9 protein-coding genes and 1 pseudogene are annotated in these 17,523 nt (G+C 37.5%); 8 read left to right on the plus strand and 2 right to left on the minus strand.

The window, feature by feature from the left end; all coding sequences use genetic code 11:
- Positions 1–221 precede the first annotated feature (221 nt).
- Both bcsG and bcsE read right to left on the minus strand, forming a co-directional pair.
- Positions 222–1,871, minus strand: a complete 1,650-nt coding sequence (gene bcsG / locus CYG50_RS02960; protein WP_102139532.1) for a cellulose biosynthesis protein BcsG — start codon at positions 1,869–1,871, stop codon at positions 222–224.
- 204 nt (positions 1,872–2,075) lie between these two features.
- Positions 2,076–3,599 (minus strand): cellulose biosynthesis protein BcsE, encoded by a 1,524-nt coding sequence (gene bcsE / locus CYG50_RS02965; protein WP_102139450.1) that lies wholly within the window; start codon positions 3,597–3,599, stop codon positions 2,076–2,078.
- Positions 3,600–4,029: 430 nt separating this feature from the next.
- Here bcsE and bcsQ point away from each other — a divergent pair, with 430 nt between their 5' ends.
- From bcsQ to CYG50_RS03005, 8 genes and pseudogenes are all read left to right on the plus strand, one after another.
- Positions 4,030–4,764 (plus strand): cellulose biosynthesis protein BcsQ, encoded by a 735-nt coding sequence (gene bcsQ / locus CYG50_RS02970; protein WP_102139448.1) that lies wholly within the window; start codon positions 4,030–4,032, stop codon positions 4,762–4,764.
- 1 nt (position 4,765) lies between these two features.
- Positions 4,766–6,649, plus strand: a pseudogene (bcsA, locus tag CYG50_RS02975) (UDP-forming cellulose synthase catalytic subunit); the annotation flags it as partial.
- Positions 6,650–6,709: 60 nt separating this feature from the next.
- Positions 6,710–7,407, plus strand: a protein-coding gene (locus CYG50_RS02980; protein ID WP_102140845.1) for an IS1 family transposase whose coding sequence is annotated in 2 segments (ribosomal slippage) — positions 6,710–6,959 and positions 6,959–7,407 — 699 coding nt in all. Because the reading frame shifts where the segments join, the coding sequence is not laid out codon by codon here.
- Between the two features lie 108 nt (positions 7,408–7,515).
- Positions 7,516–8,157: a PilZ domain-containing protein gene (locus CYG50_RS02985; protein WP_238706820.1), complete on the plus strand. Its 642-nt coding sequence runs from the start codon at positions 7,516–7,518 to the stop codon at positions 8,155–8,157.
- A 43-nt stretch (positions 8,158–8,200) separates the two neighbouring features.
- Positions 8,201–10,471 (plus strand): cellulose biosynthesis cyclic di-GMP-binding regulatory protein BcsB, encoded by a 2,271-nt coding sequence (gene bcsB / locus CYG50_RS02990; RefSeq protein ID WP_102139781.1) that lies wholly within the window; start codon positions 8,201–8,203, stop codon positions 10,469–10,471.
- A 5-nt stretch (positions 10,472–10,476) separates the two neighbouring features.
- The gene (gene bcsZ, locus CYG50_RS02995; protein WP_102139780.1) at positions 10,477–11,571 is read left to right on the plus strand and encodes a cellulose synthase complex periplasmic endoglucanase BcsZ; all 1,095 of its coding nucleotides are present in this window, start codon (positions 10,477–10,479) and stop codon (positions 11,569–11,571) included.
- A 2-nt stretch (positions 11,572–11,573) separates the two neighbouring features.
- Positions 11,574–15,080 carry a cellulose synthase complex outer membrane protein BcsC gene (gene bcsC / locus CYG50_RS03000; protein WP_102139779.1) on the plus strand — a complete coding sequence of 1,169 codons (3,507 nt, stop codon included), beginning with the start codon at positions 11,574–11,576 and terminating at the stop codon, positions 15,078–15,080.
- A gap of 530 nt (positions 15,081–15,610) precedes the next feature.
- Complete coding sequence (locus CYG50_RS03005) at positions 15,611–17,488, plus strand: EAL domain-containing protein (protein WP_168222826.1); 1,878 nt, start codon at positions 15,611–15,613, stop codon at positions 17,486–17,488.
- Positions 17,489–17,523: the final 35 nt, after the last annotated feature.

Below are 17,523 nucleotides of genomic sequence, written 5' to 3' on the forward strand. Positions count from 1 at the left end.
GAAGATGTTGTTAATATGGAGTGTCGGTTCAATTATATCCGTATTTCGTATGGAAATGAATGTTTAAACTGTAATGACAATCAAATAAGATATAAATTTAAAATTTTTAATTTAGGTGGAGCTATCTATCGGCATTACTCGCTATGCTGAAAGCATCAATCGAATATATTTTATTCTGATGGTCGCATTTGGTCTTTGACCACCAGAATAAGCGTTAAGGGCTACGGTGTCGTTGGATAAGGCACCCATTTTTTGTTACTCATGCGAACATAAGACTTTCCTTTATAGTCTATGACAATGTAATTCGCATTCTCTGCCACCTTGGCGGTGATCGGTAAATTCGCAGTATATTTTGACCAATCTACCGTAGTATCAGAGAAAATTTTTCCATCAACAGCTCTTGCTACTAATTCGGAAATAGCTAAATAGCTGCTTGGCTGGGTTAAAATAATCTCTTCTTTTGGTGGTAATGATTTCATTCCAATAAATTTTATACCGACAGGAACATCCGTAATTGTTGAATTTGGGATATCCCTTAAACCAGATATCTGCATTTTATCTCCTTTTAATGCAGCACCATGTTCAGGCGCAACAATCACCATGACATGACGTTCTGACTTCTCTAATTCATCAAAGAAACTATTGAGTTGATCTAAGAGGATCTTCAAATCAGTATGATAGTCTGCAATTTTTTTATCTTTTACATTTCGATTACCGTCATGTAAGGGGATTAAGTTAAAGAATGTGGCAGTTCTTGGGTTATTTGAGTGTTTTATTGTATTCAACCATTCTCTAAGAATATCTTGGTCATTATATATTGGCGTTCCATCAAAAGCGGTGATTTGATGAGAGAGATTAGCTTGAGATTGCAGTGGTGCTTTTAACCCTGCATAGTCTCTTAGGCCAGATAAATAGTTACCATAATCACCTTTATGATCCATTATCAAATATTCTTCAAAACCAAGATTAGCTAAATTATCCAGCAGCAGGCACTGTTTATCGGCTTCTTCATAAAGACTTTGATGCGGATCTTGCCCACAGCTTGCTCGTAATAAGCGAATCGATGCTGGCCCACTGTAAGTGGTGGCTGAGTTAAAGTTTTTAAATAAGATATCGAACCGTTTCCAAATAGGGTGATTGATAAGCTCTGTATCATCAAAATCATCCCAAGAGAGAGAGCATATGTTTATCATCAATACATCAAAGGGCTGGGCTTCACTTGGTAACGATGTTAAAAACTGCGTTTTTCTTTGCTTTTCATAAAGATGAAATTGTTCTAACCATTTATTGAGTGTTTCATCGGTTGGTTCACCTGTTTGTAGAGGTTGAATATTGCTATTCGTTGTTTGCCTTTCCGATGAACCGATAGTGGTTGTGGCGACAGGTTGGGTAAACGACACTTTAAAATCAATCACATTTGAAATGTTAAGCCAGACTATTCCAATGACAACAAAGGTTGAATAGCGGATCCAATTCGCGGAAAAAATATAGATAACAAGCAGAATAAAAGCAGCCGCTAGCATTTTTACATTAATGAACCTAACGATGAGTTCATATAAATACTCAGCAGAAAAACCGGTAATTTGGTCTTTTTGTTGCCAAATACTCTCCATGCTAGGAAGCCAGCTATCTAAGTAGAGTAATGCTATTCCTATCGGAATTGCTATCCAATAGCGAAGTTTACTTATTTTTGCCCAGGGGATAGGGAGTAATAAGAATGCAATAAATAATAAATTCTCGAAGGCATTAAAATTGAGGTAGCCATACCACAATAGTCCAAATTTAAGAAGAAAATAGAAATTCCAGCCTTTTAAACCATAGTAATATGGACGAGTATCTGTATTTTTAGCGTGTAATGTTGAGTGATTCATTGTTATCTTTTTATTTTTGCCCATAAAAATCGGCAGAAATTGATAAAGAGTCCTTTAAATAGCGGTATTGAGTACTCTCTAATCAATTAAATAGCATATTTGGATAAAAATAAGCTATTAAGCCTGCACGTCATGCTTTGGACGTATGATAAATATTAATCTTTTACGCAAGTAAAAGATTACTAATGTTAATCAATCTATGTTTTAGCTGAACTTGAGTGTCACAGGTTTTGGTGTATAAGGCTGTTTTCTTGACACTAAATTAGCGGGTATATCTTGTATTTCTGTATTGGCATTTTCTATAACATTTTGTATCAATTGGCTATTTCTGAAAGCAGTTACGTGTTTTCTGATATCTTTATCTCGATTAAATACCTGTTTATTTTTAAAGATATGTTCAATAGGTAATTGAAAAATATTACTTAAAGCCTTTTGTTCATCCACCAATCGGCATGATGAAAGGAAAAGATATATGTTATTGTCCAAAATAGTGAGTATGTCGCCATGTCGTCTTATCTTACATAACGGTAGGGCTTGTTTAGCTGGTAAACCATTTACGGTCGTAAAAATGAATAATAAACCACGGGCATCTTCAGGCAGAAATTCATTTCCCAAGAGGATGTTGATGGAATCCATAAAATTGTCTGGGGAGACAAAACCTTTGATGCGTAATGCTTTCATTCCTTCAATGACGGGATGAATATCATTAAGTAATGCTTTTGAATATGTTTGATTTTGAATGCTTTCCAATAGCGAAAGAAACTGTGTCAGTGTCGTACCGTATCGTATTACAAGATTAGCTCCGCAAGTCAGTAAAAGCCTTTCATCACTAGAGCGAATGCACGGGGTGACTTCTGCGACAACGAGTTTAAGGTGTTTTCCTCTAATTGAGCGAATATGGTGTATTTTCTCTGCCAGCTCATCGATATCACCTATTTCATTAATAGATAAAACCAATGTGGCCGAATAGGAATGCTCCGCAATATTAATTATTTCTTTATTAGACTTAATTGATATCCAATTATCAGAATGCAGTATTTTATTAGCCATAACTTTTTCATGGATATAGTAAATATTACTGTCATTTCTATAGTTAATAGTATTTTCTGTTTTATTATCTAACATTAACTTGTTATCTCTAAGTGTTAATGCTAATTGCTCATTAGATAATATTGTATTCACACTGAACCAATAACAAATATCAAGAATGTAGCCTTGAGGGGGATGGGTGAGTAGTGAGAAACCACTTAACAGCTTGAACTTATTAACTAATAAATCTTTCAATTGATGAGTGCTATTACTGTCACTGATGAAAAGAACGCTACAGTTATATTTAATGCAGGCTAACTTAATGTTTTTTAAGAAAACACCTAAAGATGCAGTGAGGTATTCATTTGGAATAAAAAAGACAACTAATGAGTTTTTATGCATCTTGAGTTGTTTTATATATTCTTTCAAATTTAAAGGGTTGCTGACTTTTCTACGATTGAACAGATTAATCCTATTATCTTCGTATGCATTATCAACTTTATTTTGATAATAGTTATGCACTTTGCTGTCAATATTAACATTTAATTTACAATCGTTATTAAAAAGAATCACCTGGTTTATAAAGTTTTTTATATCGACTTTTTTGGTATTTAACCAATATATTTCTTTAGGTTTCATGTTTTGAGCATTGCCATCAAGATAATTGATGCCTAAAGCATAAGTAACGGTATTGTTCATATATTTATTCTTATTGTGACTAAGTGGATATCACTATCATTAATTGCATTTGATAAGCTTTGTAATAATATGTATCATATTTCACACATTTGATAGCAACTGTAACATTATATATCATCGTGCGCAATTGCATGGCAAGTTACTGGCATAGGAATTAACCTGTTTTTTTCCACCCTAAGCTTTATTAATCCATGGCTTTGGTAAGTTATTATTTAACTAATAAAAATCAAAAAATGAAAACAAAAACATTATTAAAAACCGAGAACACATCATTTATCGAATATACGGACATAGAAAATCTAGAACATGAGTTCACTTTTAGTGATTTTGAATACCAAGAGATAAAAGATAATACCACCTATAATATTCTGAAAAGTAAATGGGCTTTATTAGCAGATAGTGCTGATATTTCTTCTCGGAGCTAGCCACGATGCCTATTATTTCTCTGAAAGGCCTTCGAGGGGGCGTGGGGACAACAACATTGTCTTCCGCCTTAGCGTGGGAATTAAATAAGCTTGGCGAAAAAGTTATCGTAATAGATATGTCGCCAGATAACTTGTTGCGCTTACATTTTAATAGTGATTTTAGCGACCCTTCGGGTTGGGCGAACGCCATTTACGAAAATAAAAGCTGGGAAACTACGGCATGGGAATATAAGGATAACTTACTGTTTATTCCATTTGGAATATTAAGTAGTAAAGAAAAGGAAGCAATGCTGGTTAATCAGAATATATTTTCTTTTTGGACTTCTAATATTGATAAAATAAAGAACAGAACAGAATATAATTGGGTCGTTATTGATCTCCCAACAAACAGTTATTCTCAATGTTCCCCGATGGAACAAATTAGTGATATTGTTGTTAATATTGCTGTCCCTGAAACTAATTGTCATACCAGAATATTTCAAGAGTCTGAAATTAATGGTTATTTACTTGCCAATAAGTTTGATGTGCGCAGTGAATTACAAAATGATATTTATCAATACTGGACACATAGATTAGATAATCTTTTACCTATTGCGATTCATCATGATGAATCAATTATGGAATCGGCAGCATCTAAATGTCCGGTTGGGCAATATCGGCCTGAATCTTTAGGGGCGAGTGAAATTCATGCTCTCGCGATCTGGTGCTTAACACACGCTAAAAAAATGGATATTCAGTAATATGAAAGAAGTTAATTCTGATTTACTGAGCGGATTATCATTTTTTTCGCTTGTTGCACGTTATCGGGTTTATCGCACACATCAAAGCTCTGTGCTTGCATCTGTGATGACTTGCCTAACATTATTAATATTAGGTATTTTTTGTAATTACAATTCTAACTCTTGGAAAAAACTAAGGAATAATCATCAAGATTATTATCCTAAAATAAATCCTTTAAGCCCTAAGCCTCTCGATTTTATTCGGTATGTGATCCAGTCTTGCGTGTTACTTGTCTTTAAAACGAATGCTGCACATAGATTACCTAAATGTATGTATCCTTTTTGGAAGAGCATGCAGTGTTATCGTTTGAAGTTTCATCATTGGCTGGCAGAGTTACCCAATAAAATGGGGTATGAACAGCCAGAAGATAAAGCGTTAGATCGAAAAATTGCTCAACCTAGCAGGCTTAGAAAAGTCATGTTATCGGTGATCATTCTTATTTGTACTCTTATTGCATTATTATGTATCACGCAACCTTTTGACCTTTGGTCACAATTTATCTTTGTACTGCTTCTTTGGGGAATTGCAATGGTGATCCGCAGGATCCCAGGGCGCTTATCTTCCCTTATGATGATCGTTTTATCATTAACGATTTCATGTCGCTATATTTGGTGGCGTTATACATCAACACTGAATTGGGATGACCCGCTTAGCTTGATTTGTGGCTTATTGCTGCTAGGTGCAGAAACATATGCATGGTTGGTTTTGGTACTAGGATTTATACAAATCGTGTGGCCACTGAACCGTAAACCTGTTGCGCTTCCTGCGGATACAACCATGTGGCCATCAGTAGACATCATGGTTCCAACATATAACGAACCTATTAGCGTCATTAAACCGACGATTTATGCCTGTTTAGGTATGGATTGGCCTAAAGATAAAATAAATATTTATATTTTAGATGATGGTGGCAGGAATGAGTTCCATCAATTTGCAAATGAAGTCGGTGTTAATTATGTTGCAAGGCCGACGCACGAGTACGCAAAAGCAGGTAACATTAACAATGCATTACGCTTTACAACAGGTGAGTTTGTGGCTATTTTTGACTGTGACCACATACCAACCCGATCATTCCTGCAATTAACCATGGGCGGCTTTTTGAAAGAAAAGCGGCTTGCAGTTGTTCAAACTCCACACCATTTTTTCTCGCCTGATCCCTTTGAGCGTAATCTGCATAATTTCCGAGAAACACCAAATGAAGGCTCATTATTTTATGGATTATTGCAAGATGGTAATGATACTTGGGATGCCACTTTTTTCTGTGGCTCATGCGCAATTATTCGACGTGTTGCGCTAGATGAAGTCGGTGGTATAGCGGTTGAAACAGTCACTGAAGATGCTCATACTTCTTTGAAATTACACAGAAAAGGATGGAGTTCAGCCTATATTAGAATACCTTTAGCCGCAGGGTTGGCAACTGAAAGTTTATCTTCACATATTGGCCAACGTATTCGTTGGGCTAGGGGTATGGTGCAAATTTTCCGTTTAGATAATCCTCTCTTTGGTAAAGGATTAAAACTTGTTCAGCGCTTATGCTACGCAAATGCGATGTTACATTTTTTATCTGGGATACCTCGAATTATTTTTCTTGTGGCACCTTTAGCTTTCTTGTTACTCCATGCCTACATTATTTTTGCGCCAGCTTTAGCCATTGCCCTGTATGTCATTCCTCACATGGTTCAGGCCAGCCTGACTAACTCTAAAATACAGGGGAAATATAGACATACTTTTTGGAGTGAAATTTATGAAACTGTTTTGGCTTGGTATATCGCAAGGCCAACGACGGTTGCTTTGTTTAGTCCTCATAAAGGAAAGTTTAATGTTACGCCTAAAGGGGGATTAATTGGGTCGAGTATTCAATGAGTTGATAATGGGGTAAACTGAGCTTTTCTGTTGAGGTTTAGTATGGCTACCATTTCAGTAAAATGCCGATTCTGTGGGTTAACCGACCCTGTTAAAAAACATGGCACCGGCAATGGAGGTCATCCCCGTTATCGCTGTCAGGCCTGTTGCCGCACTTTTCAACTCGATTATACCTACAACGCTTGTCAGCCCGGCATCAAAGAGCAAGTGGTTGAGCTTGCCATGAATAATGCGGGTATTCGTGACACCGCTAGGGCATTACATATCAGTATCAATGCCGTCGTCCGCACTTTAAAAAACTCTCGCCACGGAATGTAACAACACTGCCCCTAGATAACCTACAAATTCAGCTCATTTGTGAGGTCGATGAGATGTGGTCATTTATCGGTAACAAAAAAAGTCAGCGTTGGTTGTGGTATGCATGGGAGCCTCGCTTAAAGCGGATTATCGCTCATGTATTTGGTTCCCGAAGCAAGAAAACACTGGGGAAATTGTTAAAACTGCTGTCTGGGTTCCGTATCGCTTTTTGGTGTACGGATGGTTACAGGGCGTACAAAGAGACACTCCCTAGCGAAAAACACATTTTAGGAAAGCTATATACACAGCGAATTGAGCGTGAAAATCTGACGTTGCGTAACCGATTGAAACGACTTAATCGCAAGACGTTAGGGTATTCAAAATCATCCGGCATGCATGACAAGATCATTGGGACTTTCATTGAGCGAGAGTATTACGTTTGAAATGCCATCAACCCTTTGGATACGTGACCATTAATTGATGAAGAATATATTGATTGGAATATTAACAAGCCTTATGTCTTTTTAGCTTTATTAAATATAGTGGGGCTTTTGTTTGGAATATGGCGATTAGCGGTAGGTCCAGCAGATGAAATACCTACAGTCATCATGAGTATGTTATGGGTCGTTTATAACATGATTATTCTTGGTGGGGCAGTTGCTGTCTCTTTAGAGGCTAAACAGGTTCGTAATGCTCATCGTGTTGAAATCAATATACCAGCGATCATTATGACAAATTCAGGTCATTTATATCCTTGCACATTATCTGATTATTCAGATGGCGGTATGGGCGTTAAGTTACCGACGAGCAACCCAATTAAAGTTAATGAGAGCCTCCATTTAATTTTAAAACGTGGACAGCGTGAGTTTTCTTTTCCGATTACAGCCGTTCGTTTGAATAAACTCTATATTGGATTTCAGCTTAAAAAGATGTCAAAACAACAACATATTGATTTTATTCAATGTACATTTGCACGAGCAGATACCTGGGCACAGTGGCAAGCTCAATTTAAACACGATAGACCAATTAGCAGCATGTGGGATATTTTTAAATTAGGATTTAAGGGGTATCAAATACTCTCCGAAAAATCTTCACCGATTGTTAATCTCCCGTTTAAAGGATTCATCAGTACGATTAGCTGGCTTAATAGTTTTGTACCAGAATTCAGTAAACGTAAACATTCAAATAATTAATCTTACTAATAAATTTTACATACCGTATATGATGGTTTTAAACATGAGAAAAACACCTTTATTAATGCTTGCTACTGCTCTGAGCATGACAAATTTCAGTTACGGGGAAACACTTCTAGCTAACGAAGATACGGAGCAAACGCGTATCGAAAAAAGCGTAAATGTTCCCACTCATATAATCCCAACGCGAGACGTTAACGTAAGTTTTGCAAAAATCTATCCTACTCAGGGGCCTATTCATCTAAAAGGCACCCGCCCAGATAGCTATATTGATTTTGGGGTTCGAAGTGATGAGCTGGTTTCGATGGCACGCTTAGACCTTGAATTTACACCGTCACCATCGTTATTGCCTATTGAGTCACAATTAAAAGTTTTTTTAAATGATGAGCTTATGGGTGTTGTGGCGATTAAAAAAGAGGATCTAGGTGTAAAAACGCTAGCAAGTCTACCGATTGATCCGCGATTTATAAAAGATTTTAACCAAGTAAGAATGGAATTCATTGGTCACTACCGTGATATTTGTGAAAATCCAACGAATAGTACGCTGTGGCTAGATGTTAGCCAGAATAGTAATCTTAGTATGCAAGTACAACCTCTTGTATTAAAAAATGATCTATCTCGATTCCCAGTACCGTTCTTTGATGCTCGAGACCCAGAAGCGTTAACACTTCCTATTGTGTTTAGTCAGTCGGTAAGTACAAAGCAACAAAATGCGGCGGCTATCTTAGCATCATGGTTTGGTTCTAAGGCGCAGTGGCGTGATCAAAATTATCCCGTATTTATGGATACGTTGCCTAAACAGCACAGTATTGTGTTTATGACAAATGAACACAGACCCCGTTTTTTAGCGGATTACCCAGCCGTTAAAGGCCCGATGATTGAGATGATAAGTCATCCTGATGACCCTTCCATTAAACTATTGTTAATTCAAGGGCGTAATGATGATGACTTGATCCAAGCGGTGAAAGGTATTTCACAGGGGGAACTGCTGTTACGTGGTGCTGCTGTCAGTGTTGAAAATGTAGAAACACTTGCACCACGCATCCCTTATGACGCACCAAATTGGGTGAAAACAGATAAGCCTGTCAGTTTTGCAGAATTGGTTACTTATAAAGGACAGCTGCAATCATCGGGTTTAAATCCTAAGCCAATTAATCTTGAACTTAATTTACCGCCTGATCTTTTTACCTTCCGTAATTCAGGTATTGAGATGAAAATAAATTATCGTTATACAGCGCCAAATATTGAAGATGGTTCAAAGATGATGGTCAATTTAAATAATGAATTGATCCAATCTCAATCTTTAGTACCAAACAAAAAAGAGTCTTCACTGTTAGCTCGTTTACCCTTTACGCAAAGTTTATTTGACCCTGATAGTCAGCTAGCCGTTCCGGCACTTAAGTTAGGTCAGCGTAACCAATTACAGTTTTCTTTTAATTATGCTAATCCGATCCCAGGTGGCACCGTTGATCAATGTATTACATATCAACCTGTTAATAACACAGTTGTGATAGATGAAAATTCTACGATCGACTTCTCTGGTTATCGACATTATATGGCAATGCCAAGTTTACAAGCATTTAGCAAGTCAGGATTCCCATTCTCTCGGATGGCTGATTTATCTGAAACTGTCGTGTTGATGCCAGAGAATGCATCCGCAGAACACATAACAACGCTGTTAAATACAATGGGAATGATTGGTGCGCAGACAGGATTTCCTGCAATTAATGTCACATTAACGAATGCATTAAATGAAGCAAAAGACGCCAATGCAGATTTACTCTTTATTGGTGAGATGTCTAATGTGTTGACAGATAATGAAAACAATCAGGAACTATTATTAGAGAAAACGAAAAGTTGGATAAAAATGCCGATGCGCCCAGCTTATCTAGATAGTAAAGCGCCAAGTGCGGCAGATAGTGCAGCGAGCAGTAAGACAACAGTCAATTCTCAAGGAAATATTGCGGCAATAGTTGAATTCCAGTCGCCGTACAATGATCAACGTAGTGTTGTTGCATTACTTGCTGATAGTCCCAAAGGGTTCTCTTTATTGAATTCGGCAATTACGGATAGTGGTAAGCGCAATTTTATGTCTGGTAGCGTTTCGGTGATCCGAGATTCGGGTATTAATAGTATGCAAGTGGGGGATATTTATTATGTTGGCTATCTACCTTGGTGGGAGAAAGTATGGTCAATTTTTGCATCTCATCCTATTTTGTTAACGCTATTAACAGTGGCTATTGTTGTGATCTTTGGTCTCCTATTATGGCGATTAATGAAATCAATTAGCCGCCGACGTCTGCTATCTGAGTAAATAACATGAAATCGGTTAGGCTGTGTCTACAAATATTGTGTTTGATTGCAGGAATAATATTTCCTGCACAAGCCATGACGGAATGGACTGAATGGGCGCAATTTAAAGCCAGTTATATTCGCGATAGTGGGCGTGTCGTTGATCCCAGCACCAGTAATAAAATAACTACCTCGGAAGGGCAGAGTTATGCCCTCTTTTTCGCATTGGTTGCTAATGATAAGGAAACATTTTCACAACTCATTGAATGGACGGAAAATAACCTTGCTGAAGGTGATTTAACACGGCATTTGCCTGCTTGGCTTTGGGGTCATCGAGAAGATAATTCGTGGGGAGTTATCGATAATAACTCCGCATCTGACTCGGATACATGGATTGCTTATTCGTTACTTGAAGCAGGCCGTTTGTGGAATATTCGCGAGTATGAGTCGAAAGGCTATTTCCTTTTAAAAAGGGTTGCCCAAGAAGAAACGGCAGATATTCCTGAACTCGGTTTGATGTTACTCCCTGGTAGAGTGGGTTTTGTGCATGGTAATCAATGGAAATTAAATCCGAGTTACCAACCATTGCAATTAATGAAGCGTTTTGCTCAAAACTCATCATCTTGGCAAGAAATTGAGAAAAATAGCCTTGAATTATTAGTCGATTCCTCCTTGAAAGGCTTTGTTCCCGATTGGATTAGGTGGCAATCCCCAAATGGTTGGCTGCAAATCGATGGCGTTGCTGGGATGGGAGGATATGATGCGATCCGTTCTTACTTATGGGCTGCCATGCTACCGGAAACAGATCCGAACAGAAAAAAATTACTGGCTCAGTGGCAACCGATTTTAGATGTCGTTATTTCATTAGGCTATCCACCAGAAAGAATTAATATTAATACAGGTAAAACAGAGGGATATGGTAATGCCGCCATTGCTTATGCCTTGTTACCTATGGCATTAGATAATGAAGCCGCAAGAACGATCTTAGAAAAAAAGATCGCGGATTCCCCCCTTAATGATGATGCTTATTATAGCTATGTATTAATGCTGTTCTCTAAAGGCTGGGTAGACAAACGTTTTTATTTTGACTCACAAGGTCAATTACACCCAAATTGGAAATAAGAATGAACAAGTTTGCCACTAAACTCAGTATTTTGACTGTCAGCGTACTGCTAAGTTCATCCTTATATGCTAGCAATTCCGCACAGCAAAATATTTTATTACAACAAATTAGAAATGCGGAAGTCGCCTATCGGGATGATATTGTTAAGGATGCATTATTTAGGTTAGAACTTATTGATGCAAATAATCCAGATTACCTTTTTGCGAAAATTCGTTATGCCATTCGCCAAGGTGAGGCGGCTCAGATTGAGGAAACCGCCGAATTATTGCAAAAAATTGCGCCGAATTCTCAAGCGTATAAAGAAGCGAAAATAAGCCAGTATTTATCCACAATAGAAGGCAGTAATTTATTACAAGAAGCGCGGACTGCCGTTAAAAATGATAATGATAAGCTTGCTGTTGAGATTTATGATCGCCTCTTTAACGGTGTTTATCCAACGATTGAGTTGGAAATTGAATATCTCAACGCTTATTTTTATTTGCCCAATAAAAAACAAGAAACACTGAGCAAATTAAAAATGCTTTACAAAGATAACCCAGATAATGCACATATTATTGAAGCATTAGCTAAACGTTATTTTTATTTTGGTCAGCGAGCGGAAGGTTTTAATCTTTTGGCTACATTGAGTCATAAAGGGACTGAAAATGAAGCTATTGGCGCGAATGCTTGGGTTAAGGAAGTTCAAAGCTGGCCTGTTTCGACTGATAGCCTCTCGTATCTAGAACGGGCGCAAACGGTATTCCCAAATGCGAAGTCACAGCAATCTCAAATTGCGACTCTACTTGCAGAGCAGCGTAATCAGATGAAGGATCCAAGCTTCTTCTCACGAGCAGAAGCTATGAGATCGTTAAAATCCAAAGAAAATAAAATACAAAGACGTGCATTGCCTTTGCTTCTTACAGCATTAAAAAATAATCCTAATGATGCCCAAATATTGGGTGAAATAGGTTTACAGTATTCAGAAAATGGGCAAAGACAATCTGCAATCAATTACCTTTCAAGAGCATTAAAAACGAACCCACAACATGAAGATAGCGAAGATTGGAAACGCAGTTTAGATAATAATCGCTATTGGCTACAGATAAGTCTCGGTGATAAAAACAAAGAGAAAAACGCACTTGAGAGTGCAAAGCGTGCGTATCAAGCAGCACTAAGTCTTAATCCGAAAGGGACTCAAGCGCTCATTGGACTTGGTGATGTTGCTGTATTAGAGAAAAATAATGATAAAGCAGAAAAATATTATTTATCTGCGCTTAATCAAGAAAAAAATAACCTTAATGCAATGGAAGGGCTTACGCTTTATTATTTGCAGCAATCTCCCGAGAAAGCTTTTCAATATTTAGAGAGCTTATCAGCCTCACAGAAAAAAACGCTTCATAGTCAAGGGCGCTATTTATACAGTAAAGCATTGGATGCGTTGGCAACAGAGGCGGAGCAGCAGCAAAATATCCTTAGTTTAATAGATATTAGGCAAAAAATTGCCAGTTATGATCCAAACAATAAATGGAATATTTATCATTTAGCGAAAGGTTATCACGCACAGAATAATGACCTGCTTGCAGAAAAAACGATCCAATTACTCAATGATCCTGCCTTGCGTGGAGCTGATTCTCATTATATTCAAGCCTTGTACTATAGCTCGATTGGTCACGCGAAAAAAGCATTGGCTCTGATTGATGAATTACCCCAAAATCAATGGAATAAAGAGACTGTTGCGCTTTACCAACAATTAAAATTCACGGATGCGTACAATAATGCAATCGCATTGAAGCATGCAGGAAAAGAAAGAGAAGCCGCCCTTCAGCTTGAAAATCTTCCAGATACTGAGCAAACAAAGATCCCTAAGCGTCTACTGCTATCCGATTGGCATTTAGAGGCGCATCAATATGTTTTAGCGCTTGAGGGCTATCAGCAAGTTTTATTGCAAGATCCTGAGAATAAGCTGGCGCTGATCGGTGAATTACACTCTTTACAGGGCTTGAATCAAACACAAGCACTGAGTGAGAAACTCCAGCGTTTTAATGATTTAAGCCAACTGAATACATACTCCGTATATAGCCAGCGTAATATTGCGAATATATTTGCACAATTGGGGGAAAATACACAGGCGGAACGTATCCTGCAATCATTAGTTGAATCTCAGTCGCCATTGAGCGATGAAGAACGTGCTTTGATGTTGCGTGATTTAGCGAGAATTCAGCAACAGCAAGGACATATTCGATTTGCGCTCGATAATTATGCGAAAGGAATGGTCAGCGCTGGAATAACAGATGAATTACCGAAAAATAGAGAGCAGCTCACTTGGTTAACCAAGCACAATGCAGAAGATGGTTGGTTAAAAAGCAGTCTTCGCTCGGATGTTGCAAAGCTGGCAAAGCAAGATGATATTAGAGTAACCCTAGCATACGATTATTGGGGTTCTAACGGAAAAAGTGGCTATTCTAAACTGCGTGCACAGACAACGATGCTACAAGCGGATATGCCTGCTTATGACGGTGGGCTATTTTTTCGCCTTGATAATGTCAATCTTAATGCAGGAAAACTGAAAGGTTCAGACACAGAGAAATTTGGTGTTTGTGATGACTTTGAGTGTGACTCTTTTAAAAAGCAGCAATATAACGGTAATAGCCTCGCTTTAGGTTGGAAAAATGACCGATTTAATTGGGATATAGGTACCACTCCACTGGGTTTTGAGGTAACAGATTGGGTTGGTGGCTTCGAATATAACAATCAATTAGGGGATATTAATTGGGCATTAAATGCACATAGGCGTCCGTTAACTAACTCATTGTTGTCATTTGGTGGGCAAAAAGATCCATTATCCCGAATTATTTGGGGCGGGGTTCGTAAAACAGGTGTGAGCCTAAGCGGCAGTTATGATTTAGGTGGAAATGATGGATATTGGGCTGATATAACAGCAGATCAATTGACAGGAAAAAATGTCCCTGATAACCAAAGTGTAAGATGGATGGGGGGATATTATTATAAAGTTATTAATGAGGTAGACCGCCGAGTCTCTGTTGGTCTCAACAATATGCTTTGGTACTACCAAAAAGATTTAAGCGATTACACTTTAGGCCAAGGTGGATACTATAGCCCACAACAATATATTTCATTTGGACTTCCGGTGACCTATCGTCAAAGAACAGAGAATTGGTCTTGGGAAGTTTCTGGCTCTGTATCGTGGTCTTACTCTCATACAAAAAATAGTCGAAAGTATCCGATTTATCGTTTTTTTGATTCAAATGATGCTATCGAAGATAAAGAATATTTTAGACAAGCCGATAATAAAGGAAGCTATAGTCATGGTGTTGGATACACGACGAATTTATTAATTGAGCGAAAAATAACGCCGCACTGGTTTGTTGGGGCATCTGTTGATATTCAACAAGCAAAAGATTATACCCCAAGCCATGCATTAATTTATCTACGTTATTCCTTCGATGGTTGGTCTGGCGATTTAGACATGCCTCCACAGCCATTAATACCTTATGCTGATTTCAAATAGGATTATTTTTTTATTCTATATTGATGATTAGGGTGCCCATTGTTGGCATCCTAATTTTTATCGGCAATAGATATATTATTAATACATCAATAAATCATTAATGATTTTACAAAAAAAATGCAAAATGGTTGATAAGTTAAATAAAAACAGGCGTATTTTGATAACAAATGGAATTGCTATGATTTATGATGGTTAATCATTCAATTGATTTATTTTTGTAAGGGTTATTATTTGTTCATGCGAGTGTTTTTTTTGTATTGAGTTGATAACATTGTAATTTTTCACTATATAGTCTACGATGAAGAGTAGGCATTTTTTCAGCTTACAGATAATCCTTAACTGATGTCGACGGCTTTAATAAGAATGGTTGTTTTAAGGAGATAGACTTGCGCGCACATAGTTCGCTGACAAAAAAATATATAATAATCATGTCGATTGTATCGTCGATTTTGGTCTGTTTTTTTACGATTATCCAATTTTATGTTTTTATTGAACAACGCAAAGAAATATATTCTAATGATTTAAAAAACATGTCGTATTTTGCGATACCTATCCTTTTGGATGCAATAGAGACTGACAATGAAGATAAAATTAAGAATCTACTCGCCGATCTCACTAAAATTAACGAAATAGATAAATTAGAAGTTATTGATCTCAAAAATAATAGACAGTATAAAAAAGAAATATCTTCCTTGCCGAAGGAAAAAGCATGGTACCTTACAATTATTGATATTGAGGTCTCAGTAAAATCCCCTATTTATTCTGGCTTGAAAGGCTCGTCGAATGATGTTATCGGCTACGTCACCTTTTATACTAATACGATGCATGCCTATGAAGTATTTTGGTTTCGTTTTATTTCGCTGCTTTTAAGCTATACCATTCTATCCGCGATCATATTGTGTTTTTTAGCTTGGCAATTAAATAAAAGATTGATTTACCCACTAAAGTCTATCATCTATCAATTAAAAAGTGTTCCTCAAAATGGTGAACAATTTCATCAGCTCAAGCTAAGTTCAGAAGAAGATAATGATGAACTTGGAATGTTAGTACGTAGCTATAATGATAATCAATTAGCACTGCAAAGAGCCAAAAAATCAATTAGTCAATTGTCAACGCATGATCCGATTTCATTGTTGCCAAATATGACGCTATTTCACCCCGTTTTTGAACAGCACTTGCTCTCTTCTTTTGGGGCATTTAGCAGTTTGATTATTATATCAGTAGATACGTTACAGGAAACAATAGGTGTCCTTAATGCGGAGCAGCAAAAAACCTTGATCCGTAAGCTCGTCGCTCGTATGAAAAGCGTTATTGACCAGACGGATTTGTTGGGTCAGCTTGCATCCGATCGGTTTATTATCTTGCTAAGGGAAGTTGATACCCCTTATCAAGTGATGAATACAGCTCAAAACTTGATGTCTGAAGTGACTGAAATTGTCTCTGTCGATGATATGACACTACGCTCTAGTGCCCGCATTGGCGTTTCCTATCAAAAAAGTTTGTCTGAAACAATTTCGAGTGCGGCTAAATTAGCGGAAAGTATGATTGCTCAGGCTACATCGGCATTGAATACGGCGATGCGTGAGGGGAAAAATCAGATAGTCTTCTTCCAACCAAGTTTAACGGATAAAGCGAAAGAACGATTAGTGCAAGAAGCTGAAATTGTTAAAGCACTTGAGGAGGGCGAATTTTCATTATACTTACAGCCGCAGGCGGATTTAAATACGAATCAGCTCAGTGGCGCTGAAGCGTTAGTCAGATGGACTACACTCGGTGGAAATGTGAACTCACCGGCAGACTTTATCCCATTAGCGGAAGAAATGGGGGGAATTGTGCCTTTGAGTGAATGGGTATTGACTGAATCATTTAAAGTTTTATCAAACTGGCGAATACTCGGAATTAACATTCCAATCTCTTTGAATATTTCAGGGGTGCAGCTTTCTCACGAAAATTTTGCTGCGTCGATAAAGGATAAGCTAGCTCAATTTGATGTACCTGCAGATAAATTGCATATTGAGATCACAGAAACTGCAAGTATTTCAAACCTTGCACGAGCGGCAGAACAACTGAAAGAGCTTCGTTCCTTAGGTATTAAAGTTGCATTAGATGACTTTGGTATTGGTTATGCGGGACTGAATTACTTGAATCAGCTACCTGTTGATATTATTAAAATTGATCGCAGTTTTATTCAGCAAATCCCAGGTGAAAACTCACTCATTAAGGTTATTAGCTTAATCGGAAGCGCATTATCTATCGACATTATCGCTGAAGGTGTTGATTCACAAGCTAAATGTGACTGGTTATTAGCGAATGGTATTCATTATATTCAAGGTTATTGGTTCTCGCCTGCTTTACCTGTTGGTGAATTTAACTACAAATATCGGTCATGTCCCCAATCTGGTGAGTAACTTGTAATATAGAGTAATTTACTAGAGAATAGTCA

The organism is Providencia huaxiensis (assembly GCF_002843235.3).
In the GTDB taxonomy this organism is placed as follows: Bacteria; Pseudomonadota; Gammaproteobacteria; order Enterobacterales; family Enterobacteriaceae; genus Providencia; species Providencia huaxiensis.